Genomic DNA, 23,979 nt, shown 5'->3' on the forward strand with positions numbered 1-23,979 from the left:
ACAAACACTCTCCTATCTTACATCTCTTTTATTTGGTGCAACAGGCACTGCTATTGCTTTTGAAAGGGAAAATCTGCCAATTTGCTTTAACTTGGCATTTTCAAATTTTACAGTGGAAAAATGAAAATCTTTTGCCGTCAATAAAATGGATTCTATTGCTTGAAGAGTAATTGCATTTTCCTCTAGTTTACTGCCATTTGTTAAAAAGAGAGTAAGCTGGCCTTTAGTTTTATCTTTAATAATTTTGGCAAAATGAATAGTGTTGGGAATCGAGGACTTCAGCCCTAAAATTTCATTATCTTTCCTCATTTCATAAAAAGCCGTTTCTATATCTTGATAGGAATCTAATGATGGCACATAAAACGGACGATTCCCTTCTATCTTATTGGAAGCTAAAAGAAAATATCCTCTGTTCTCTAATTCGGTATATTGATAAGACATTTTTTCGCCAAAATTGCCAAATTCAATGCCTGGCTGATTTTCTGTCATAAATGTTACTTCTTTTCCTCCAACGTTTTGTAATTGTTGATTTATGATAGCAGAATAAAAGTTTATTCCATTGGAAGGAAAAGCAGTTAACTCTTTTTCAATAGTCACTGACACGATTTTGTTCTTTTCATCAAATTGAATGTCTGCTTGAATAGGATAAGATTCTTTTAAATGCCAATTCTTTTCTGTCAACTTACTCATATTATCCATGTACAGCTGAAAACGAGAATTCTGATTCGGGTTATCTGCTACTATGCTAATCGGTACAACTACTTGCATAGCAGCATCTGGGATTGGGTAAGTCAGTACCTCCTTGTTTTGTATATCTTCCTGATAAACAGCATTTGCTTCGAGCAGCGTATTGCCTTGATCGAGGCTTAGGCTGTCCGAGGTGTCTTCTTCCTGTTTAGCTATTTTATCTTTTGCTTTTAATGCGATCATATTAGAATTATCCCATGAACGTTTATTCGTTTCATTTTCTGCCCCATTTTGAATAATGCCGTTAATAATAATCAAAAAAAGAAGCAGAGAACAAGCCGTGGCAATTATGGGAATATTCCAGATTCCTTTGCGGCGCCTATTTATTTTTTTATCTATCTGTTGATAAACCTTCTGTTTCGTCCTATGGTCTTTTAGTGCAGGCAGCTGTTTTAAAAGCTCTGTAACTTTTTCATCGCTCCACTCGGATTTTTTTGTCATATTCTTCCTCCTCTCTATATATGTCCTCCATTCTTTTCTTTAACACTTTCAGTGCACGATGCTGAGTCGTTTTCACTTTGCTTTCTGTCCATCCTAATGCATTCGCAGTTTCCGCAATCGATTGTTCCTGTATATAGCGCATAATGATAACCATTCGCTGATCTACCGTACACAGCTTTAATGCGTTATATATTTTTTGGATTTCTTCTGATTGCAAAACAAGTTCTTCTGGCATTAGCTCTTCTATTTTGATTTGCTGCTTTGTCCAATCAAATTTCTCTATAATTTTCGTTTTGATGCTTTTTTGTTTGCGAAAATGATCAATCGCAACATTTTTGGCAATACTGAATAGCCATGTTTTTTGTGAGCTTTTCCCCTCAAACCGCTTATATGATTTAAATACACGAATATATACTTCCTGCATCAAATCTTCTGCAGTTTCTTTATGCTGCACCATATATAATAAAAATTGAAAAACGTCATGATGATACTTGTCGTATAGGTCATCAAAAACGGAGTTCATGTCTTCCCCTCCCCGTTCCTTTAATTAGTCGAACTTTATGTAACAATAGTTTCATCTTCATAAAAAAAATATTCATTTTGTTACATACCAAAAATAATTACGTTACATATCCTCGATTTTATGCAGCATGCTAATCCCCCGTTTTTTCAAGGCTGTTTTCATATAGTATATCGCCCTTTGGCTTGCATGCTAAATACACTTCGCTTTCCGCGAGGCGAGCGCAGAGCCGCTTCGCCGCCTCATTCCTGCCGGTTCTCTCCTAGCTCGCCAATCCCACAGGAGTCTACATATATTCATCCCGCTCAATAACCCTAAAAACTTTTTCATCTTATTTAATAAGCAACCGTTTTTTAGAAAAGAGCATTTCCAAAGGCTATCCTCTAAAAAACCGCTGTTTTAAACAGGTTTCATTCATTCAATCCGTTGATATAGAAGATGATTTTCTCTCCAGAATTCCCGCGGAAAACGAGCATCCTAGAAAGGAAATCAACTAACTCTATGAAAACAGCCTTCTCAAAAAACTACTAATAAAAAAAGGAAGGTATCTAAACTCCTTCCCATACGTTCTATTATGTGAAATTGTTTCTTATGAATCAAGAATAATCGTCATTTTCTCTTATTTTATTCAAGGATTCGAGGCAAATAGATTAAAAATGTCGTACCGCTGCCTACTTTACTGTGTACAGAAATATGACCATGATGCGCCTCCACAATGTTTTTGGCAATAGCAAGTCCAAGTCCTGTTCCTGAATTGCCTCTTGTTCTAGCTTTATCTGCTTTATAAAAACGTTCAAATACAAAAGGCAAATCTTCTTCGGAAATGCCAATTCCTGTATCTTCGATTGTCCAGGTAACACCTGAACTGTCTACTTTGCAATCAATAGTAACCTTGCCTTTAAGAGGAGTATGTCTAATGCAATTGTCGATAACATTAGTTAATACTTGTTCTATGCGATCTGGATCCATATAAAAAGCTTGCGCTATAGATGGGGAATGCACAATTAATGAAATATCCTTCTCTTTCGCTAATGCATTGAATTTCCGAGAAACTTTTTGCAAAAAGCTGCTTATTTCCACTTCTTCTTTTAATAAATCTACATGCTCAGCTTCCATTCTCGCCAAATCCAATAATTCATTCACCAATTTTCCCATTCGAACCGATTCGTCATAAATAATTTGCGCCATTTCTTTTTTTTCCGCTTCCGACCCAGCGATATCATCTACAATTGCTTCACTATACCCTTGAAGCATGCTTATTGGCGTACGCAATTCATGAGAAACATTGGCAATAAAATCAATCCTTAGCTTATCCAGTTTTCTTTCTTCTGTCATATCTCTAATGACTGCAATTGCCCCTCGAATAAAATCTTTGTTGTATAGTGGGCTTACAATAACAACCCAATATCTTCCTTGCAGTTTTATCTCATCAATTTGTTCTTCCCCTGTTGTAACAGCTAAAAGAAATAGCTCGTTCACTTTTGTTGGAACTTGCCCTTCTTTCGTATAATCGTTTTGCTCATAATGCCAATGCTGCAAAAATCTTTCAGCCGGAGGGTTGGTGATTAATAATCTTCCGTTTTTATTAAACGTAATAACGCCATCTGCCATTCCGCTCAATATGTTGCCTAGCTGTTCTTTTTCTTCACTTAGAGCATTAATATTAAAATTTAGTCTTTTTGCCATATTATTAAAAGCAATCGCCAATTCACCGATTTCATCCTGTGCCATAATCGGCACCTTTGTATCAAAATTCCCTTTTGCCAGTTCAAATGCAGCTTCTCTCATTTTTCGCAAGGGAGCCGTTATTCTTGTCAGCAAAAAAAAGGCAAAGATTGTGGTTAAAACAATTGCAATCACAGCTGCTAATACAATAAATTTAGTAGTAGAATTTTTCGTCTCATTTAATGCTTTTAAGGATTGGTAAATATAAACCGCTCCAGAGGATTTACCGCTTTCAATTAGAGGTGTCCCAACAATAACCAATTGATCTTGGTCATTAATCGGATCTTTTATCGTGATGACCTTTGTTTTCCCCTTGGAAATCGCATCAGATAATTTTTTATTTTGCGCTAAATAATGAGGAGAAAGCTTTGTCACCTGACCTTTCGGAGATAAAATAACCTTATCAGAAGATTGAATGATCGTAGCCCCCATCTCATCATCAAGCAAATCCCAAGCAATTTCTACTCCTGCCTCTGCTTTATGTTTGCTAAGAATTGAGGCTATTTTGGTTGCGGTATTTTCCAGCCCCTTTTTTGTCTGGTCAGAATGATACTGTTGAAAATATTCCAACAGCATCACTGTCAATATAAAAAGCACAATGGATATAAGAAGTAAAAATGTAAACCATAATTTAAATACTACGCTCCTCCAAAACATCATCCATTGTTAACCTCAAACTTATACCCTACACCCCAAACTGTCACAATCATTCCTGCAGCTTTTTCTGATACTTTATTTAATTTTTCCCTTAAACGTTTAACATGTGTATCTACTGTACGCAAATCACCAAAGAACTCATAATGCCATACTTCCTTTAAAAGGAGTTCTCGATCAAAAACCTTATCTGGAGATTTGGCCAAAAAATATAACAGTTCATATTCTTTAGGCGTTAAACTTACTTCTTTTCCTTCTGCAAGCACTCGATGTGCGTCATGATCAATCGTAATATATGGGAATACAATAATATCTTTTGAGCTGCTGTCATTTTGCACAAATGTTGTTGTTGCAGATCTTCTGAGAAGTGCTTTTACACGCAAAACAACTTCTCTTGGACTAAACGGTTTGACAATATAGTCATCTGTTCCCGCTTCAAACCCTTGTACTCTATTTATTTCTTCCCCTTTTGCTGTCAGCATAATAACTGGGGTCGCTTTTTTTTCTCTTAGCTCTTTGCATACTTCCATGCCATCTTTGCCTGGCATCATTAAATCAAGGAGTATGGCATCATAATCTGTCGCCAAAGCCTTTGTTAGCGCCTCTTCGCCATCTTCAGCTTCTTCTACATGAAAATTTTCTCTTTCCAAATACATTTTTAATAGACGTCTTATTCTTTCCTCATCATCTACTACTAACAGTCTGATTTCTTTTTCCATTTATGAATCCTCCTATACGAAGTACTCTGATTTAAGTATTTTTTTCATTGCATATAGTTGATACTCACATTGTCTCTTTTAAGGCGAATGGGAAAATTACCTTTGACGCCTTTATCTATGCATAAGAATGCAAACCTACCATAATTAAATTCACGACAATCAAATTGAACATAATGATAATAAAACCTAGTACAGCAAGCCACGCAGATTTTTCCCCCTGCCAGCCTTTCCCAATGCGCAAATGCAAAAATGCTGCATAAAACAACCAAGTAATCAATGCCCACACTTCTTTAGGATCCCAATCCCAAAACCTCGACCAAGCTATTTGCGCCCAGATCATTGCAAAAATTAATGCCCCTAATGTGAAAATAGGAAATCCAATTAAAACGGAACGATAGCTTATTTCATCCAAAAGATCTAATGAAACATTTTTCACCAGCGGTTTTAATGCGGCGCCAATTCTTTTTCGGAGAATCAATCTAACTAATATATATAAAATTCCCCCTGCCACAACAGATAATAGCACGCTATTTAATTTACCGCTATTTATTGTTGCCGGCACTGTAAGAAAAGGCTGAAAATCCGTATTATTAGCTGCTCCTTTTTCAGCTGGGCCAATGATTGGCGGCATATGATATTCAATCACTGTTTTTTCTCCTTGACTATCGACTATGTACATTTCTTCTTTAAAGCCAATGGAAGAAAAAATAAGATTTAATAGAATAAAACCTACAAAAGATAAAAAGGCAAAGATGATTAATTCAATCCCTTTTATGCTTTTTGCATTTTGGTCATTTGCTGCTTTCAGTAAATAAATAAAGCCTGCCGCAAAACTGACGGATAAAATGCCTTCCCCTAATGCTGCTGTTATCACATGAATTTTAAGCCAAGAACTCTGGAGCGCCGGTATAAGAGGCGCCACATCTTTTGGAAACATATTTGCATATGCCAAAAGAACAATAACAACAGGCAAGGTGAAAACCCCTAGTGAGGGAAGCTGGTACAATTTGAATATTAGCAAAAAACCTGCAACTATTGCCAATGCAAAAAAGCAAATAAATTCAAATAAGTTGCTGACAGGAGCATGACCAGCTGCAATCCATCGCAAGATAAAAAAGGTTAAATGGCTTAAAAAAGCCAAAATAGTTATAGCGGTGCCTATGGCTGAAAATTTACCCAACATCGTTTTTTTGTCTTTTTGCCTTTGTTTCACTCCCCCGCCAAAAAACAAAGTGGCCACTATATAAAGGAGAAATGAAGCAAATAAAAAATCGCTGCTGACACTTGCCATTCTATTCCTCCCCTCTAGTGCCTGAATGTTTATATGCAGGTTTTTCCAAGCTTATTTTTTCGATAATTCCAAACACCTGCTCGATATCCCGTTTTAGTCCATGCCAGTTTTTATTTGTATGTGCGGCAATCCAAATTTTTTGATCTCCCACTTTTTTTATCCATACTCTTCTATGGTTCCAATAAGAGCCTTGAATAACACCTAGCATAAAAATAATTCCACCAATAAAAAGAATTGGCAGCAATGGATCTTTTTTGACGGTTAAAGCTGTTACATTTTTTGTTTTGATATTTTCCAATTTCACAGTAAACTGATGATTTTTGAACGAATTAACCGTTTGGTTTACCGTAGCAAAACTGACTTCTGAAACTTTTTTATCTGCTGAATGTATTCGAAACACAAACGCTGGATTATTGGGGATTTTGGATACTGTTCGAGGTTTCCCTAATTTATCAAAGGCTACATCTGGATAATACTCTTCTATCTCTACTTGCAAACCGGCATGTAAAGTATAGCTTTTTTGTGGATCAGCCAAATTAATCTTAATGGACCCAAATTCCTTGTTTGTCGCAGTTTCTGTTATTTTATACTCCAGCTTAGATAATTCATTCAGTTTATAGTCTCCCTGATACAACGCATATCCATCATATTTTAATGGTTTATTCACTTCAATATCTGCTTTTTTTACTTCTTGCAAAATTGGTTTTTCACCTAAAATGGCATGTTGGTCTGTTTGAAATAAGGTTGCTTTTGTTTGAAAGGTTTTCGCTATAATCTCTCTTTTTTTCAAAGCATCCTCAAATACTTTTCCTTCTTTCGTTTTATCATATACTTCTACAATAAATTGATTGTTTTTCAAGTAATATTCCCCGTTTGTCCCAGGCAAACGTTTTGTTTCTCCATCTCGAATCCATACTACTTCATTTACATACATTCCAGGCAAAAAGCGTGCTATCACACCAATCAAAAAAATAATTAAGCCTAAATGATTAACATACGGCCCCCATCTTGAAAACCTTCCTTTTTCAGCCAATACATTTTCCTTTTCCTTTTTTACCCTATAGCGAAGAGACTGAAGCTTCCACTCTAGCTCTTGTTCATTAATAGATGCTAGTTGAAAAAAAACATGCTGGTTTTTAAAAAAACTTGGATGTTTTATTACCCTCTGATATTTCAAAGAACGATATAAAGGAAAAAAACGATCAATGCTTGCAATAAGTAAAGAGATGCTTAAACAAATGATTGAAAAAAGATACCAAAAGGAATGATATAAATTAGAAAAACCTAGAGTATGGTACACGGCTCCAAACCATCCATAATTTTGTTTGTAATATTCCCCTAGCGGAAGTGCTGTCTGGATAGTTGGGACTTGGGGCAATATCGTTCCAATGATGGATGCAACTAATACAAGAACAATAAAGCCAACACCGACTTTTACGGATGAAAAAAAGTTCCAAAGTTTATCAATAAGGGTTCTCTTATAGGTTTGAGAGCGACGGGCACTGCCTTCATAGCGCATATCCACTTTTCCACCATTTCCCCCTAATACATGGCCGCATGCACAGCAAATTTCTGTTCCATATGGATTTTTATAGCCGCAGCCGCATTGGATTGGTTTCATATGTACGCCACCTGATATCATGGTTTAATCTTTTTCAGTAATGCTTCCATTTTTTCTTCCGTTAATTCCCCTGTATAAATCTCTTGAATGATTCCATCCTTATCGATGAAAAAGGAAGCAGGAAGGGGGTTGATTGCATAAGCTTCCTGCACTCCTTCATTCGCATCATTCATAATCGAAAAATCCAATTGATATTTTTCTATAAATCTATCTACTGCCAAAGAGGATTCCCCAATATTAATAGATAATACTCGAATGCCTTTTCCGCTGTATTTTTTGTTTACTTTATTAATAAGAGGCATCTCTGTTTCACATGGTTTGCACCAAGTGGCCCAAAAATTCAAAAATACACCTTGGCCTTTATAATTTTCTAGTTGCTGCTTTTTTCCATATTGATCTACAAGCATAAAATTAGGGGCTTTTTGGCCAACTTGCAGCTGGTCGACTTTTTTATTGGCTATGCTTGCATAAATCGTATAAAGGGAAGCTGCACTTATTAGCAAAAAAATAGTGGAGCGGACAAGTAAACGTTTCTTTTTCATAAATGCCCCCTTGCCAAACTGCTTTCGCCATTATTATATCATTTATATGTTGTTGATATTGTAATCCTCATTAGGCAACTGTGAAAGTTTTATGAATTTTTCACTTTTTTTTACTTGCTTCTGCACGGAGCAGCTTTACTTCATGTGCTGTCAGTTCTCTTGCCTCGCCTGGTCTTAATCCACTTAAATTAAGAAAAGCGTATCTTTCCCTTTTTAGTTTCATAACAGGCGCACCAATTGCTTCAAACATTCTTCTTACTTGACGGTTTCGTCCTTCATGAATTTTCAATTCAATAATGGACGTCCCTTTTTTCTTATCTAAAGAAAGAAGCTTTACTTTAGCAGGGGCTGTTTTGCCATCTTCTAATTCCACGCCTCTTTCTAGCAATTTTAATTTCTCCCGAGATGGAACTCCTTTAACTTTTGCCACATATACTTTTTCGATTTCTCCTTTTGGATGCATCATGATATTGGCAAACTCTCCATCATTTGTTAACAGGATTAACCCTGATGTATCATAATCTAATCGACCGATTGGATAAATTCGAGCCTCGACAATTTCAGAGAAAAAGTCTGTCACTACTTTTCTTCCTTTATCATCATTTACACTTGAGATAACCCCTCTTGGTTTGTACAGCAAAAAGTAAACTGGCTCTTCTCTTTCAAGAGGTATTCCATTTACTTCTACTTTGTCAGAAGGAGTCACCTTTATTCCTAATTCCTTAACCGTTTTTCCATTAACTTTCACTCGGCCTTCTACGATTAATTCTTCTGCTTTTCTTCTTGATGCAATTCCTGCATGCGCAATTACTTTTTGTAGTCTTTCCATCTATGCCACCTCAAAATTTTCATTATTTTCTTGATTTCGCCATCGGTTAAAGATACTCTAAACTTTGCTTTTTTATTGTTTGGCTCTGTTAAACTCATCTGTTGATCTCCAATCCATATAGCATCAAAATCAACCATAACATTTAACACGTTCTATTGTTTAAAGCACTCACATATTAAGCTATATCCTTTTTGCATTATGACATAAATTCACGAATTTTCAAAGAAAGTCTTTATTAATCCATTATTCCGACAACATAAAAAACACACTGCTAGATATAGCAGTGTGCAATCAAACGGCTAAATAGCCATAAATATTTTTATCATTTTCCAAAAAACAAGGTAACCACCACAATAGCAACAATGAAACCAACTAAATCTGCCAGTAATCCCACCTTTAGAGCATCACCCATTTTTCTAATGCCAACAGCCCCAAAATAAACAGTAAGAACATACAATGTTGTATCTGTACTCCCTTGAATGGTAGCAGCAAGCCTTCCAATATATGAGTCAGGTCCATATGTCGCAATCAAATCACTTGTCATTCCAAGGGCTGCATTTCCTGAAATGGGACGAATAATCGCAAGGGGAGCCACCTCTGATGGAATCCCTACAAAATCGAGGACCGGTTTTAGAAACCCCATAAAATACTCTAACGCACCGCTTGCTCTGAATACAGAAATCGCTACAAGCATGCCAATTAAAAAAGGAATGATGGAAAATGCAATGCTAATGCCTTCCTTTCCCCCTTCTACAAAGCTTTCATATGTCGGCACTCGCTTATATGTTCCATATAGCAGAATGAACCCAATCAGGGAAGGAATCATCCATAAAGAAATAAGGGAAACAAACTCCATAAATTATCCACCCTTTTTTAATCTTCTATAGTAGAAAAAACGATCAATTGATATCCCGGCTATTGCCGAAAAAATCGTTGCAATTAATGTTGGCCCAACAATATCTGTCGGGGATGCAGAATGATAGTTCATTCTAATTGCAATAACTGTTGTAGGAATTAATGTGACACTCGATGTATTTAATGCAAGAAAAGTAATCATGCTGTTGCTTGCTGTTGTTTTTCCTCCATTTAATTTTTTCAGCTCCTCCATTGCTTTAATGCCAAGAGGAGTTGCCGCATTGCCAAGTCCAAATAAATTAGCCATCATATTGGAAAGAATATAGCCCATTGCTGGATGGTTTTTTGGCACTTCTGGGAATAGTTTTGTCACAAGTGGACGAAAAAGATTAGTCAGTTTTTTTAACAGTCCTGCTTCTTCCGCAATTCTCATCATGCCAAGCCAAAAAACCAAGACACTGATTAAGCCAATGCAGATTGTAACAGCTTCCTTTGCCCCCGAAAAAATGGCTTTATTCACCTCATCCATCGTTCCGTTAAACATGGCAAATACAATGCCGATAACAGTCATCAATACCCAAATAATATTAACCATTGCCGTCCACTCCGCTTATGGCAAAAAAGATGCTTTTAAAATAGTCGATAAAAGATTTCCCCTTTTTTTCTGTATGTTTATAATAGATTGGAATTGTATCAACTATTTTTTGGTCAAAGGATATCTCTACTTCCCCAACAATATTCGGCACTTTTGATGCATCCTTTTTCCATGTTTTTTTTACAGGAGCAAGCTTATACTCTACAGAAAAAAGATTCTGTTCATCCTCTGTTATTGGATAGTTATATCCTTGTTTTATATACAATTTCTTTTTATAGAATTTACTGTCCACATCTTTTAAATCCCCTTTTTCCATTACGGTTTCCATCGTATATTTTTTAAAAGCTGTTTCAAACATATTAATATGGTCATCCCAGTCATCTGGATCATTTAATGTTACAGCTATAAGGGATAAGCCATCTTTTTCAGCTGTGCTGACAAGCGTTCTTTTTGCCCTTTTTGTGTAGCCTGTTTTTCCCCCTGTTGAATATTCATAAAGCGATGTTAATAGCTTGTTTTTATTTTTCCAAACACGGTCCCATGCTTCTGTCGGATTATCTTGGCGATAGGTTTTGGTAGAAGCAATCTTTTTATATGTATCATTGTTCATAGCGTAACGTGTCAATAATGCCATATCATATGCCGTAGAATAATGATTCTCATGGTCGTCCAAACCGTGTGGATTGGCAAAATTGGTATTGGCCATGCCGATTTCTTCTGCCTTTTGGTTCATCATATAAACAAAACCATCTAAACTTCCTCCAACCGCTTCTGCAATTGCAACAGCAGCATCATTGCCGGAGCGAAGCATCAAACCATATACTAGATCTTCTAGCGCTATCTTTTCACCTGGCTTTAAATATACAGAGGAACCTTCTGCTTTCACTGCATTTTCACTCACTGTCACTTTTTCTTTTAATTTTCCTGACTCAATCGCAAGGACTGCCGTCATAATTTTAGTAATGCTTGCGATTCTTCTTTTGGTATTTGCATCTTTTTCATAAATGATTCTTCCTGAATCCTGCTCCATTAATACTGCACTACTTGCACTGACATACATTGCTGCACTTGTATTTTGAGGAATGGCTAGTATTAACAAGGACGTGATAACAGATAAAATGATTACTTTAAATAATTTCATTTAACCTACCTCGTCTCCTTATAATGGTTTGTACAAGTTTATGAAGAGAAAAGTGGGGTTATGACTGTTGCGGGAAAATCTAATCAAATTCCCTTATAGCTCTTCCTTTAATATAATGTAGAATAGACATAGTACTCGAGCAGGACGGAAGGACTACCTTGAAAGAAGCTCGCAAATTAATTTATACAAAAAAATCAGGTATAGACGAAGCCGCCATACAAGCAGCAGAAAAAAATTCAGGTGCTATATTCCAAAACAATACAAAGAACTTTTTCAATTAGTCAATAACTCAGAAATTGGAGAGTAGATACTATTTCCTATCAAAGACGATACAAATCTTAAACATACTTGGGATGATGTGTTCAGGCAAAATATCGATAGCAGAGAAGAAACTATTCCTTGGGATTACATAACAATCGGTGAAGACGGCTCTGGAGATAAACTATGCCTTAAGATAAACAACGGAATCATGAATGAGGAAATTTATCTATGGCATCATGAAAATAGAGAAATCGAGATATATGCTCCAAATTTAAAAACCTGGATCTATTCCATACCAAATTAATTTAGAAAACGACTAGCCACTGTCTACTATAAAAAAGGTTTATTATTCGAGATTCACGTCTCGAATAATAAACCTTTTTTTCTTGCACCAATTAATATGGACGCCATTTTAATTCACTGGCTTTTAAAAAGCGCTGTTCTACATCTTTCCAGTTGACAATATTCCACCAATTATCAACATAAGCTGCCCGGTCATTTTTATATTGCAGATAATAGGCGTGTTCCCAGACATCTAGTGCCAGCAAAGGAATAGTGTCCCATTGCGTAAGAAGCATATGCCTTTCTGATTGAAGAATTTCTAAATGCCTGCTTCTAGGAGACCAAACAAGAATTGCCCATCCTACTCCTTCGACTGCTTTTGCCGCTTCTGTAAAATGTTTTCGAAAGGCTTGAAAACTGCCGAAGTATTTTTTTATTTCTTCTAATAATGCTCCCTTTGGCTCTCCGCCGCCTTTTGGACTCATATTATGCCAGAATATTGTATGCAAATAATGACCAGAACCATGAAAGGCAAGTTCTCTTGACCAGTGTTTTACCAGTTGAAAGTCTCCATCTTTTCTGGCTTTTGCAAGCATATTCTCTGCTTTATTTAAACCATCAACATATGATTGATGATGTTTTTTATGATGAAGCTCCATAATTTCTTTTTCAATATATGGCTCTAATGCATTATAAGCATACGGCAAATTAGGCAATACATGGCCTCCGGCAGGTACAATCGGTTCATTTATATAAATAGTCCCTAGATTTTGGCGGCTAGAAAAATATCCTTCCATTGCTCCATGAAGCTCTTCTGCTTCATGCTGGATTTTAATCAATTCTTCTGTATGGAGCTGCTTGCGCTGAACTCCCTCCATCAATTGAGAGAAATTATCCAGCTTCCGCCAAATGCTTTCATCTTTTCGAACCTCTTCTGATTCTAGCAGCTTCTTTAATTGTTCATTCCAGATCAATACTTCCTTTACATATTCATTATAGCTTGCCATTCTATGTTAACCCCTTTTCGCTTTTAGAATCACTCACTAAAAGATATGATAAAGGAAAAGGGAACATGCTTGTGAAAGTGAAACGATAAAAAACCCCATCATAAAAACACCGAAAATTCATCTATCCATCAACTAAAAAAATCTGTTTTGACAAAGAAAAAGTGACAGGCACCCGATATGAACAAATGTCTTTTTCGGGTGCCTGTCCCCCGGCACACTACGGCACACTAAAGTATCACCATAGCAGAGGTCAGGTTCTAGAATTAATAAAAAAAGCTATCCAATCGCCCAAAAATCAACTGATTGGATAGCTCTTTTTTTATTCCTCCATTTGCTGCTGAAAAGTTTCAAAAAAAAGATCTGCTTCTTCTTGATTAAACAAATCTTCCTCTTTCTCTGCAAGAGGGGGCAGCTCTTTTAAATCTTTTAAACCAAAATGATCTAAAAATTCTTTTGTGGTGCCATATAATATCGCTCGGCCTGCACCTTCTGCTCGGCCTACTTCTTTAATCAATGCTTTTGCTGCTAACGTATGAAGAGGCCTTTCTGTTTTGACCCCTCTGATTTCTTCGATTTCAGCACGAGTAATTGGCTGCTTATAGGCTATAATCGCCAATGTTTCAAGAGCTGCTTGCGAAAGAGTGGAGGCATGTGGAGATTCCACCAGCTTTTTCAAATAGCTGGAATGCTCCTTTTTAGTACCCAGTTGGAAGGTTCCTGCAATCTCTATAATCGTAATGCCTCGTTCCTTGTTTTCATACTCTTTTTTTAACTGGTCAATAATCTCTTCTGCTTCTTTTTGTTCAATGGATAATACATGTGTTATTTGCTTTAAGGTTAACCCCTCATCACCTGCTGCAAATAACAGACTTTCCATAATTCCCTTCCATTTACTTGCTTTCAATGTTTGTTCCTACTTCCTTTCCAATCACAAAAATATTTGCAAAATTTTTTTCTTGTTCTACAAATACTTGCTGGCGTTTTATTAATTCTAAAACCGCTAAAAAAGTTACCACGATATGGGTTTTATCCGGTATCGGAAAAAGATCTTCAAATGATACTCGTCCTGTTTTATGTTTAACAAATTGAAGAATCTCTTTCATTCTATTTTCAATCGGTATTTCTTGCCTGGTTATTTTTGTGGAAAGAGGCGCCTGAAGTTTTTTTCTTTTTAGTAATTTTTGAAAAGCTGAAAGCATATCATATAAAGTTACATCTAGATTTTTTTTCGCTATATCTTCTTCTTTGTCCACATAGCCAGATAAATCACTCGGAGGTTTTGTATAGATAAGCCCTCTTTCTTGCTCTCTTGCTTTCAGATCATCTGCTGCTTCTTTAAATTTCCGATACTCTACTAATCTTTCAATTAATTCTTCTTTAGAATCTTCAACTGGTTCCATCATTAAATCTTCATCAAATAAATCATCCTCATGTTTTGGCAACAACATTTTACTTTTAATGGCAAGAAGGGTTGCCGCCATCACAAGAAATTCACTGGCAATATCCAGTTGAAGCTCTGTCATCGTATGAATGTACTCTAAATATTGCTCTGTTATGTCTGCAACATTTATATCGTATATATCAATCTCTAATTTATTAATTAAATGAAGAAGCAAGTCCAGTGGACCTTCAAAACTATCAATTTTCACATTATATTGCATTTCATTCACCAAATCCTGTGTTAATCGCATTATTTTTTTGCAATGCTAGTAATAGTATAGATGATTTAATACCTTTATCCAACAGAAAAATAATCCAATCACTGCTTTCAAGACAAATCACTGACTATCCTTCTTAATTATTTTGTATAATAAAGAACATATTATAAAAAAGGACAAAACAATGGAGGGGAATTCTTGATGTATCCAAATGAATATATCCTTTTTCTAGTGCATTTTCATGGAGATCGGGATTATTTTGAATGCCATGAAATACTAGAAGATTATTGGAAACAAGTGGATAAAGCGAATAAGCAATCAATATGGGTAGCCTTTATTCTATTGGCCGTTTCTTGTTACCACTTTCGGCGCGGAAATTATGCTGGCGCATTAAAAACGATTCGCAAAAGTTTATATATCTTCCAAATAGAAAATGAAAATATCAGCAAATATGGCCTTAACAAGGACAAACTATTCTTCAGCATAGAGGCATTAGAAAAACAGATTGGCCAACTAAGCGCTTTTCCAGGATTTTCTTTGCCGATAGATGATAAACAGTTAGAAGAAATCTGCAAAAATAAAGCAGCAGAACTTGGATTATTATGGAAAGATCAAACGCCTGTAGATCCAATCTTCATTAATCGGCATCTAACAAGAGACCGTACAACTGTTCTTAAAGAAAGAGCAGAAGCCCTTTTTATGCGCCAGCAAAAAAAATAAAAAACATCTATTTGTTTCTCCTTTAAAAAAGAGACAAACCGATAGATGTTTTTTACACCATAAATCAGAACAAGAGACGCAGAATGAAAATCCCCGTCTCCTCTGAACACTTTATTATAAATTCATATTTTCTTTTTCAACGATATCTTTACATTTGGAATAAAATTCAAGAACCAATTCATTTGCTTGAATATCCTTATTTGGATATAAGCTTCTGATTCCTTGCACCATCGCTTTTCCTACTCCTTGCTGCCTATGTGATGGATTAACAGATATATGCTGAATACTAATCGTATTTTCATCTACAATGTATATTCCAATTAAACCGATTATATCTTCTTCATCTTTCCATAAAAACAGCTGCCAACTGTCCTCTGTTTCATATTGCTTAATCGTCGCTTGAAGAACTTTTAAATTTTTTTCAGCTGGCATAAATGAAAGCAATCCCATGGCAATTTTTTCAAATGTTTTTTTATATCGAATAATCATTTATATCCCTCATTATTATAAAACATATTTACCTATTATTTTCCCCATCTTCCCATACTTCCAAACAATGTTCCCAAAACAATATGCAGATAATATCTTACTTTGACGAAATATGTTATTTCTTTTATCATACATAAAATACGGTGATTCTTCAATGATAAATCTTCTAAACCTTTGGATTTATCCTGTATTCCCAAGAAAAATCATTAAAAAATGGCGATTATAGACAATTTGGCCCTTGCTAATTTGATTGCATTCTTTATATAAGTATGCCGCTTCCATAAATAAGCTACCTTTTCCTCCATTATTTTTTTAATGTAAGCACCTATTTTCAATATATTAAAATAACAATAAAATCAGTTATAGAAAAGGAAACTTTTTTCTCTTCTTTTACGTCTAGTAATTAGGAAACTTTTTTTTGAAACATTAGGAGGACTTAAAACAATGAAACTAAAAAAGCAAATAATTGCTCTGCTAACATTATTGTTATTGCTGCCAATTCCTGCATACGCTGATGTTACAACAGGAGATATGATTATTACCCTTGGCAAAAATCTAACAGAAGAGCAAAAAAAATTAGTATTGACCGAGATGAATGCGCCAGATGATGCACAAATCATCACGATATCAAATGAAGAAGAACATCAATATTTAGGAAACTATATTGCTAAATCTTTAATTGGCACAAAGGCCATTTCTTCTTCAGCTATTACAATTGCCGAAAAAAATGCTGGCATTACAGTAAAAACAAAAAATATTACATGGGTTACTGATGAAATGTATATAAATGCCCTTATTACTGCTGGAGTAAAAGATGCGAACATTTTCATAACAGCTCCAATTCCGGTTTCTGGAACTGCAGCATTAACAGGAATTGTAAAAGCATACGAAGTTTCGACAGATACCAAAATTCCTGAAGAGGTAAAACAAGCTGCCAATGAGGAAATGGTAAAAACAGCAAACTTAGGCGATGATATCGGTACAGAAAATGCGACAGCACTTATGGCAAAAATTAAGGAAAAAGTAGCCGAAACAAAACCAGAAACAGATCAAGAACTAAAAACAATTATTGATGATGCTGCTAAAGATTTAAACTTAACTTTAACTGAACAGCAGACAAACAGTTTAATCGAGTTCTTTAATAAATTAAAAGAATTAAATATTGATTGGAATCAAGTAGGCGACCAGCTGCAAAATGCAAAAGATAAACTCACAAACTATCTTGAAAGCGAAGAAGGCCAAGGCTTTTTAGATAAAGTAAAAGAATTTTTTGTCAGTCTAGTTGATGCCATTAAAAATTTTTTTAGCTGATCAATCCAATGATGCAAAAAAACTAAGTGCGATAATCGCACTTAGTTTTTTAATGTAACCGTCTCTTTTAATGGCAAATCTAATTTAATTAAATCTTCATAGGATTCTCTTTTTACAACAAGCGTAGCTTTTTGATTTTCTACAAAAACCACTGGAGGTCTTGGAATTCTGTTATAGTTATTTGCCATGGAATAACCATATGCTCCTGTACAAAATACCGCTAAAATATCTTCATCATCTGTTTTTGGCAGCGGCAAATCCCAAATAAGCATGTCGCCGGATTCACAGCATTTTCCTGCAATAGACACTACTTCATCCGCTTTTTGCAATGGTTTATTCGCTAAAACAGCCTCATATTTTGCTTGATATAGGGATGGACGGATATTATCGCTCATTCCTCCATCAATCGCCAAATAATTGCGGACATTCGGTACATTTTTGCGGGAACCAATTTTATACAGGGTAGTGCCTGCATCTCCAACTAAAGATCTGCCTGGTTCAATCCAAATTTCCGGCATTTCCAGATTGTATTGCGCTGCTTTATTTTGCACTTCTTTAATAATAACTTCTACATATTCAGAAGGCTGAATCGGCTGATCTTCACTTGTATAGCGAATTCCAAATCCTCCTCCAAGGTTTAGCACTTTTGTTGCAAACTGATGGCGCTTCTTCCAGTCATTCAGGCGCTCGATGATTTTTTGGGCAGCAAGAACAAACCCTGTTGTATCAAATATTTGCGAACCAATATGACAATGAAGTCCTAACACCTCAAGATAAGAAGAATCCATTCCTTTAAGAAGAGCTTCTTCTGCTTGACCATTTTGCAAATCAAACCCAAATTTAGAATCTTCTTGTCCTGTTAAAATATAGTCATGGGTATGTGCCTCAATGCCAGGCGTTACCCTTAACAAAATCTTCATTTTCGTTTGTTTTTTTTCGCAAAGTTCTTGCAATAATCCCAATTCATAAAAATTATCGACTACAATGCAGCCAATATTATATTCAATGGCCATTTCTAGTTCTTCTTTTGACTTATTATTGCCATGAAAATGAATACGCTCCATTGGAAAATTAGCAGCTATTGCTGTATACAATTCTCCTCCTGAAACAACATCTAATGATAATCCTTCTTCATTTGCAAGCTGAACCATCGCGATTGTTGAAAACGCTTTGCTTGCATAAGCAACTTGTGCGGTGACACCCATTCTCTCAAATGTTTCTTTAAAGCCTTTCGCTCTCTCCCGAATCAATGCGACATCATACACATACACTGGGGTTCCAAATTTCTCCACCAATTGCAGTGTATCCACTCCGCCAATTTCCAAATGACCAGCTTCATTAACAGCCGATGTTCCATAATAATGCATCTTTTCCCCTCAATTCTTTCCCAATATAAAATCGTATAAGAAAAACCCCTAAAATCTTACCATTTAAAAGAGGGGACTCCTATCCTGATTATGCCATTAAAAAACACAAAAGACTTGCTCGCTAAAAACGGCGTGCTGTCTTTTGTGTTTTTTTCTTAACAGCCCACTTAATTAAACAAATGTATCATAAATTCCGTTAATTCACAATCCTCTTTTTATTCACTTGGCTGCTTATAGCGATCTTGAGGATGAAGGTGTGTTGGTCTCACTTTGCTTCCAGGAACCGTACGGCGCAATATTATATGCGTAAGCGCTTTTGGATAGAAAGGAATAAGCGGCCATAAGTAAGGAACATTCAGCGTTCTTAAATTAACTAAATATAAAATATAAAGAGTAGATCCAATGATAAAACCAGGTGTGTGGAAAATCGCCACTAGAATCAGCATCAATAGACGCACTAATTTATTTGCTATCCCAAGTTCATAACTAGGCGTGGCAAAATTGCCGATTGCTGCAACAGATACGTACAGAATAACTTCTGGTACAAATAATCCAACATCAATCGCAATTTGCCCAATCATAACGGCAGCGACTAAGCCCATTGCCGTTGATAATGGCGTCGGTGTATGAATGGCTGCTATTCTTAAAAACTCTAATCCTAAATCTGCAATAAACAGCTGCACGACAATTGGAATATTGGTTCTTTCATTTGGACCTATAAATGCAAGATTTTCAGGTAAAAGAGAAGGCTCCATCGTCACTAAAAACCATAAAGGCAAAAAAAACAGGGAAGCAAATACCCCAAAAAAGCGCATCCATCTTATAAATGTACCAACAACAGGAGCCTGTCTATATTCCTCCGCATGCTGGAGATGATGAAAAAAGGTTGCTGGTGTAATAATGACACTTGGCGATGTATCGACATATATAATAACATGCCCTTCCATTATATGTGTTGCGGCCACATCGGCTCTTTCTGTATATCGTACAAGTGGATATGGATTGTAGCTTTGCTTTAAAAGAAATTCCTCAATCGTTTTGTCCGCCATCGTAATGCCGTCCGCTTCAATTGCCTTTAATTCTTTTTTGATAATATCCACTAAATCAGGGTCGGCAACATCTTCTAAATAGCCAATAGCAATATCTGTTTTGGAGCGTTCTCCTACTTTCATTATTTCAAAACGCAAACGTTCATCTCTTATTCTTCTTCTTGTAATGGCTGTATTGACAATAATATTCTCAACAAATCCATCCCTGGCACCTCTTACAACTTTTTCTGTATCCGGCTCTTGTGGCATTCTTCCTGGATAGCTTCTGACATCAATGGCAAGACCTGTATCATAGCCATTTACAACAGCAACCATTAAACCTGACAAAACTTGATCGACCAATTCATCCATTTTGCTGATTGGCTGAACCGATTGATGAACAAATTGGTTTTCGACAACCTCAAAAATATTTTTCCCCTGCAGTTCTCTGTCTGTATCATTGAGAAACAGTAAATGTTCAATCAATTGAACAATCAAAGCACTGTCACATAATCCATTAACATAATAAAAATTAACTTCATGATGCAAAACCTTGATTTTCCTTATTCCTAAATCAAAGCTTTTTCCTAAGCCAACTCTATTTTTCATGTATTGTTCAATTTCTTTTAAATCTTTATAAATCGTCACCATGTTTGCTGTCTCGCTGCTCATTAAAACCACTTCTTTCTAAAATAAATTCCACTGCTTTTTTTGTAATGGGTGCACCTTTTTCATAAGAATCTTTTTTGCCCATTTTTCCAATATCCCCAATGCCTACAATAAGAGGCAAGTGCAATTCATCTAAGTTATAGACTGTATCCCCACTCATACGGCCAATTTCGGTTTCTGGTATTCCGAATTTATCGACCCCATACGGAGTCAATTCGCCAAACTGATCAATGGCCACATCAATTCTTGTCCATTCCTCCCTTCTGGTTCTGCTGGCCACAGCTATCACCCCTAATATTTCTAGCTCTTTATGTGTTGCTATGTATCGAAGCGCTCTTTCTCCTGCTCCTTCTCCTACAAATCCACTATCATCAAACATAACTAAAACAGGATCATTTTTTGCCTTTTTAATCATTTTAATAATTTCTGGGCCGCTGAGTTTACTTGGATTCCCAAATGACATAGAGATGCATCTTCCCCCAATCTCCTTTGCTACTATTTCAACTGCCCGCCTTGCATATTCATCTCCATCTGTAATTAATATAACTTTTCTCCTTTTTTCCATTTTTTATACTTCCTTTCTTTTTTCACCATGTTTTTCCTATGATTATGGAACAAAGTACATCCAATGAAATAAGGAGCCGCAGATTTTTCCTAATACAATTGCCATCATTAATATAAGTAATCGATCATCAATGCCTACCCTTTTAGCAAGCAAAGGAAATACATTTAAGACTTCTGTTAAAGCAGCTGCAATCATGCCAACATAAACGCCTCCAGCCAATCCAAAAAACAGCAGCAGAATTGCTGGCAGAGAAAAAACTGGTTCTCTTAAAAAAGCAAGAGTTCCACAAACAGCACCGCAAACAACAGACCATTCATATGCATAAATTTTATTTCCTGTTTTGGTTAGCTGGGTTAATCGAGGGATAATGCCAAAAACCGTTAAAAAAGCGACATATCCAGCACCAACCGTTGTTCCCCAAGCTAAGCCAATAAAAATAACAAAAAGAATATTAATGATCATCTAACTTTTTCATGCTTTCTTTATTTTCATTCATAATGACATATTGATCGATAGACTGCTGGTAATTGAATACTTCTACTTCTAACGGGCTTGGCTCCTCGTTTAAGCGTTTTTTGAAGACATGGTTAAAAAAGATAATCATGCCGAGGCCCAGTCCAATTGAATAGGGAATCTGAAAAATGAGCGGCTTGTCTACATCCTTGCCCGTGATCATCTTATATAGACGCTGATGAACATATTGCATGCTGACATCCTCATGAAAATTCATAATCGTTAAAGCAGAACCGGTAAATAACAGCAGCCAAACAATAATAAACAACGGAATGGACATTATTTTCCGTTTAAAAATCACTTCTATAATTGTTTGAGCTGGACCAATCAACTGAATTTCAATATTTTCATTCATTTTTCTTATTTTTCTTAACAACTGTATACTATCAATCACAATAATATTTCGATCTTGTTCAGAAATTTTATAAACACATATTTCTTGTAATATGGCAGTTAAAGAAGGATCGGCGACTATTTGAGCAAGATCTTTTAGCAGTACTTTATCATGAAGTTTTTTTTGAATTCGGTTTCTCATTCGTAAATACACAATCTCTGCCAAATGTATCACTTCCTAACATATGAATTCCTTTTAAGGTAGTATTTGCTATAAAAAAAAATTTATGATGATTTATTGCTTGAAATTTTCCCTTCCAAAACTTTTTCCTGCTGCACAAAAAAGAAGCTGACTCAAAACGTCGTTATAATCGACTTTTGAGCCAGCTTCTTCTTGTATTTTAAACTAATCCATCTGTTCTTTCATCTGCTGCAGTATTTTCTTCTCTAGCCTAGACACCTGCACTTGGGAAATGCCAAGCCTTGCTGCCACTTCCGACTGAGTTTGATCTTTGTAATAACGCAAATAAACAATGAGACGCTCTCGTTCATCCAATTCTCGGATCGCTTCCTGAAGGGCGATTTTGTCAAACCACTTCCCTTCATTGCCATCATCTATTTGATCTAAAAGCGTGATTGGATCTCCATCATTTTCATATACTGTTTCATGAATGGAAGATGGAGTTCTTGCAGCTTCTTGTGCTAAGACAATATCTTCTGGAGGTAGTTCTAAGAATTCTGCAAGTTCACCAACTGTTGGCGTTCTTCCATATTGTTTTGATAATTCATCTTTCGCTTTGCGTATTTTATTGCTTAATTCTTTTAAAGATCTGCTGACCTTTACCGTACCATCATCCCGAATAAATCGCTGAATTTCACCGATAATCATCGGCACGGCATATGTAGAAAATTTGACATCATAGCTAAGATCAAATTTATCTACAGACTTAAGCAAACCAATACAGCCAATTTGAAATAAATCATCTGGATCATAGCCCCTATTTAGAAACCTTTGGACAACAGACCAGACAAGGCGCATATTTTTCTGGACAATTGTATCTCGAGCTGCCTGATCTCCATCTTGGCTCTGTTTAATCAGTGCTTTTACTTCATGATCCTTTAAATACGTATCTTTTTTATCTTTTTTTACCTCCACATCCATAGACAATTCTCCTTAATTGCTTAGCATTTTGCTCTTTATTAAATGCTTGCGCAGACGGATCTCTGTTCCATTCTCGGGGCTAGATTGCACTTCTATTTCATCCATAAAATTTTCCATAATGGTAAATCCCATACCTGATCTTTCTAGTTCAGGCTTTGTCGTAAATAACGGCTGTCTTGCTTCCTCCACATCCATTATTCCCTTTCCTTCATCGCGAATGGTTAAATCGATATAAGCATCTTCCAATATAACCGAAATATAGACGATACCATTTGGATCATTTTCATAACCATGGATAATACAATTTGTCACTGCTTCAGATACTACTGTTTTTAATTCTGTCAATTCATCCATCGTTGGATCCAGCTGTGTAATAAACGCAGCAACTGTTACACGGGCAAAAGATTCATTTTGGCTCAATGCGCTGAATTGTAGATGCATTTCATTTCTCATGTTATGCTACCCCCAATCGCTGAAGTGCAAATTCCTCATTCGACTCCAACCGCATGATTTTAAATAACCCCGACATGTCAAAAAGCCTTTGCACACTTGGCGAAATGGCGCATATCACCATTTCTCCTCCCAATTGTTTAATTTGTTTATACCTTCCTAGAATAACGCCTAATCCTGAACTATCCATAAAAGATAGATTTTCAAGATTTAATACTATATGGCGAATATCATAATTTCCAATTGCATCTGTGGCTTTTGTACGCAGTTCTTCTGCATAGTGATGGTCTAATTCACCAGATAATCGAATACATAAAACATTATTTTTCACTTCTAATTCAATATTAAGACTCACTATCCATAGCCTCCTTAATTTGGTTTAGTGAGTCAATTCTATATATTTATGATTATTTCCTTCCCCAAAGACAAAACTAGTGATAATTCGCTAAAAAAAACGATTTAAACAACCATTCGACATAGTCCC

The 23,979-nt window shown here is 35.9% G+C and carries 25 protein-coding genes and 1 pseudogene; 3 read left to right on the forward strand and 23 right to left on the reverse strand.

Annotated features, from left to right (window positions below; all coding sequences use genetic code 11):
- Nucleotides 1-12 precede the first annotated feature (12 nt).
- The 11 genes from NCCP28_RS02200 to NCCP28_RS02250 form a co-directional block, all read right to left on the reverse strand.
- Nucleotides 13-1,188, reverse strand: a complete 1,176-nt coding sequence (locus NCCP28_RS02200; protein ID WP_248559771.1) for a hypothetical protein — start codon at nucleotides 1,186-1,188, stop codon at nucleotides 13-15.
- Nucleotides 1,160-1,711, reverse strand: coding sequence for an RNA polymerase sigma factor SigX (gene sigX / locus NCCP28_RS02205; RefSeq protein ID WP_248559772.1), 552 nt, complete (start codon nucleotides 1,709-1,711; stop codon nucleotides 1,160-1,162). The genes NCCP28_RS02200 and sigX overlap by 29 nt, the downstream gene beginning before the upstream one ends.
- A 621-nt stretch (nucleotides 1,712-2,332) precedes the next feature.
- A complete protein-coding gene (locus NCCP28_RS02210) occupies nucleotides 2,333-4,093 on the reverse strand; it encodes an ATP-binding protein (protein ID WP_248559773.1) in 1,761 nt (586 codons plus the stop codon).
- Complete coding sequence (locus tag NCCP28_RS02215) at nucleotides 4,090-4,806, reverse strand: response regulator transcription factor (RefSeq protein ID WP_248559774.1); 717 nt, start codon at nucleotides 4,804-4,806, stop codon at nucleotides 4,090-4,092. The genes NCCP28_RS02210 and NCCP28_RS02215 overlap by 4 nt, the downstream gene beginning before the upstream one ends.
- Nucleotides 4,807-4,921: 115 nt before the next feature.
- Complete coding sequence (gene ccsB, locus NCCP28_RS02220) at nucleotides 4,922-6,097, reverse strand: c-type cytochrome biogenesis protein CcsB (RefSeq protein ID WP_248559775.1); 1,176 nt, start codon at nucleotides 6,095-6,097, stop codon at nucleotides 4,922-4,924.
- Between the two features lies 1 nt (nucleotide 6,098).
- Nucleotides 6,099-7,718, reverse strand: a complete 1,620-nt coding sequence (gene resB / locus NCCP28_RS02225; protein ID WP_248559776.1) for a cytochrome c biogenesis protein ResB — start codon at nucleotides 7,716-7,718, stop codon at nucleotides 6,099-6,101.
- Nucleotides 7,719-7,735: 17 nt separating this feature from the next.
- Nucleotides 7,736-8,260: a thiol-disulfide oxidoreductase ResA gene (resA, locus tag NCCP28_RS02230; protein WP_248559777.1), complete on the reverse strand. Its 525-nt coding sequence runs from the start codon at nucleotides 8,258-8,260 to the stop codon at nucleotides 7,736-7,738.
- Between the two features lie 100 nt (nucleotides 8,261-8,360).
- A complete protein-coding gene (gene rluB, locus NCCP28_RS02235) occupies nucleotides 8,361-9,089 on the reverse strand; it encodes a 23S rRNA pseudouridine(2605) synthase RluB (protein WP_248559778.1) in 729 nt (242 codons plus the stop codon).
- 322 nt (nucleotides 9,090-9,411) lie between these two features.
- Nucleotides 9,412-9,945, reverse strand: a complete 534-nt coding sequence (locus NCCP28_RS02240; protein WP_248559779.1) for a spore maturation protein — start codon at nucleotides 9,943-9,945, stop codon at nucleotides 9,412-9,414.
- A 3-nt stretch (nucleotides 9,946-9,948) separates the two neighbouring features.
- Complete coding sequence (locus NCCP28_RS02245) at nucleotides 9,949-10,539, reverse strand: nucleoside recognition domain-containing protein (RefSeq protein WP_101176832.1); 591 nt, start codon at nucleotides 10,537-10,539, stop codon at nucleotides 9,949-9,951.
- On the reverse strand, nucleotides 10,532-11,680 hold the full coding sequence (locus tag NCCP28_RS02250) for a D-alanyl-D-alanine carboxypeptidase family protein (RefSeq protein ID WP_248559780.1): 1,149 nt from the start codon (nucleotides 11,678-11,680) through the stop codon (nucleotides 10,532-10,534). Before NCCP28_RS02250 ends, NCCP28_RS02245 begins: the two co-directional genes overlap by 8 nt.
- A 158-nt stretch (nucleotides 11,681-11,838) precedes the next feature.
- Here NCCP28_RS02250 and NCCP28_RS02255 point away from each other — a divergent pair.
- Nucleotides 11,839-12,245, forward strand: a pseudogene (locus NCCP28_RS02255) (SMI1/KNR4 family protein).
- 91 nt (nucleotides 12,246-12,336) lie between these two features.
- On the opposite strand, the gene NCCP28_RS02260 reads toward NCCP28_RS02255, so the two are convergent.
- The 3 genes from NCCP28_RS02260 to NCCP28_RS02270 form a co-directional block, all read right to left on the reverse strand.
- Nucleotides 12,337-13,230, reverse strand: coding sequence for a superoxide dismutase (locus NCCP28_RS02260; protein ID WP_248559781.1), 894 nt, complete (start codon nucleotides 13,228-13,230; stop codon nucleotides 12,337-12,339).
- Nucleotides 13,231-13,549: 319 nt separating this feature from the next.
- Nucleotides 13,550-14,134, reverse strand: a complete 585-nt coding sequence (gene scpB / locus NCCP28_RS02265; RefSeq protein WP_248559782.1) for an SMC-Scp complex subunit ScpB — start codon at nucleotides 14,132-14,134, stop codon at nucleotides 13,550-13,552.
- Nucleotides 14,121-14,891, reverse strand: coding sequence for a segregation/condensation protein A (locus NCCP28_RS02270; RefSeq protein ID WP_248559783.1), 771 nt, complete (start codon nucleotides 14,889-14,891; stop codon nucleotides 14,121-14,123). The genes scpB and NCCP28_RS02270 overlap by 14 nt, the downstream gene beginning before the upstream one ends.
- 198 nt (nucleotides 14,892-15,089) lie before the next feature.
- Here NCCP28_RS02270 and NCCP28_RS02275 point away from each other — a divergent pair, with 198 nt between their 5' ends.
- Nucleotides 15,090-15,608: a DUF309 domain-containing protein gene (locus tag NCCP28_RS02275; RefSeq protein ID WP_248560269.1), complete on the forward strand. Its 519-nt coding sequence runs from the start codon at nucleotides 15,090-15,092 to the stop codon at nucleotides 15,606-15,608.
- Between the two features lie 114 nt (nucleotides 15,609-15,722).
- Here NCCP28_RS02275 and NCCP28_RS02280 read toward each other — a convergent pair whose 3' ends face one another.
- Nucleotides 15,723-16,097, reverse strand: a complete 375-nt coding sequence (locus NCCP28_RS02280; RefSeq protein WP_248559784.1) for a GNAT family N-acetyltransferase — start codon at nucleotides 16,095-16,097, stop codon at nucleotides 15,723-15,725.
- Nucleotides 16,098-16,541: 444 nt separating this feature from the next.
- Here NCCP28_RS02280 and NCCP28_RS02285 point away from each other — a divergent pair, with 444 nt between their 5' ends.
- Nucleotides 16,542-17,408, forward strand: coding sequence for a DUF1002 domain-containing protein (locus NCCP28_RS02285; protein WP_248559785.1), 867 nt, complete (start codon nucleotides 16,542-16,544; stop codon nucleotides 17,406-17,408).
- A 41-nt stretch (nucleotides 17,409-17,449) separates the two neighbouring features.
- On the opposite strand, the gene lysA is transcribed toward NCCP28_RS02285, so the two are convergent.
- The 8 genes from lysA to spoIIAA form a co-directional block, all read right to left on the reverse strand.
- Nucleotides 17,450-18,775, reverse strand: a complete 1,326-nt coding sequence (gene lysA, locus NCCP28_RS02290) for a diaminopimelate decarboxylase (protein ID WP_248559786.1) — start codon at nucleotides 18,773-18,775, stop codon at nucleotides 17,450-17,452.
- A 215-nt stretch (nucleotides 18,776-18,990) separates the two neighbouring features.
- Entirely contained in the window at nucleotides 18,991-20,475 is a 1,485-nt protein-coding gene (locus NCCP28_RS02295) for a spore germination protein (RefSeq protein WP_248559787.1), read from the reverse strand.
- A complete protein-coding gene (gene spoVAEA, locus NCCP28_RS02300) occupies nucleotides 20,438-21,037 on the reverse strand; it encodes a stage V sporulation protein SpoVABEA (protein WP_248559788.1) in 600 nt (199 codons plus the stop codon). Before spoVAEA ends, NCCP28_RS02295 begins: the two co-directional genes overlap by 38 nt.
- Nucleotides 21,038-21,079: 42 nt before the next feature.
- Nucleotides 21,080-21,499 carry a stage V sporulation protein AB gene (locus tag NCCP28_RS02305; protein ID WP_248559789.1) on the reverse strand — a complete coding sequence of 140 codons (420 nt, stop codon included), beginning with the start codon at nucleotides 21,497-21,499 and terminating at the stop codon, nucleotides 21,080-21,082.
- Complete coding sequence (locus tag NCCP28_RS02310) at nucleotides 21,489-22,109, reverse strand: stage V sporulation protein AA (protein WP_282579514.1); 621 nt, start codon at nucleotides 22,107-22,109, stop codon at nucleotides 21,489-21,491. The genes NCCP28_RS02305 and NCCP28_RS02310 overlap by 11 nt, the downstream gene beginning before the upstream one ends.
- 180 nt (nucleotides 22,110-22,289) lie before the next feature.
- Nucleotides 22,290-23,045, reverse strand: coding sequence for an RNA polymerase sporulation sigma factor SigF (gene sigF, locus NCCP28_RS02315; protein ID WP_101179008.1), 756 nt, complete (start codon nucleotides 23,043-23,045; stop codon nucleotides 22,290-22,292).
- Between the two features lie 12 nt (nucleotides 23,046-23,057).
- Nucleotides 23,058-23,498, reverse strand: coding sequence for an anti-sigma F factor (gene spoIIAB, locus NCCP28_RS02320; RefSeq protein ID WP_248559790.1), 441 nt, complete (start codon nucleotides 23,496-23,498; stop codon nucleotides 23,058-23,060).
- 1 nt (nucleotide 23,499) lies between these two features.
- The gene (spoIIAA, locus tag NCCP28_RS02325) at nucleotides 23,500-23,850 is read right to left on the reverse strand and encodes an anti-sigma F factor antagonist (RefSeq protein ID WP_248559791.1); all 351 of its coding nucleotides are present in this window, start codon (nucleotides 23,848-23,850) and stop codon (nucleotides 23,500-23,502) included.
- Between the last annotated feature and the right edge of the window lie 129 nt (nucleotides 23,851-23,979).

It is taken from the genome of Niallia sp. NCCP-28 (assembly GCF_023168165.1).
In the GTDB taxonomy this organism is placed as follows: Bacteria; Bacillota; Bacilli; order Bacillales; family Cytobacillaceae; genus Niallia.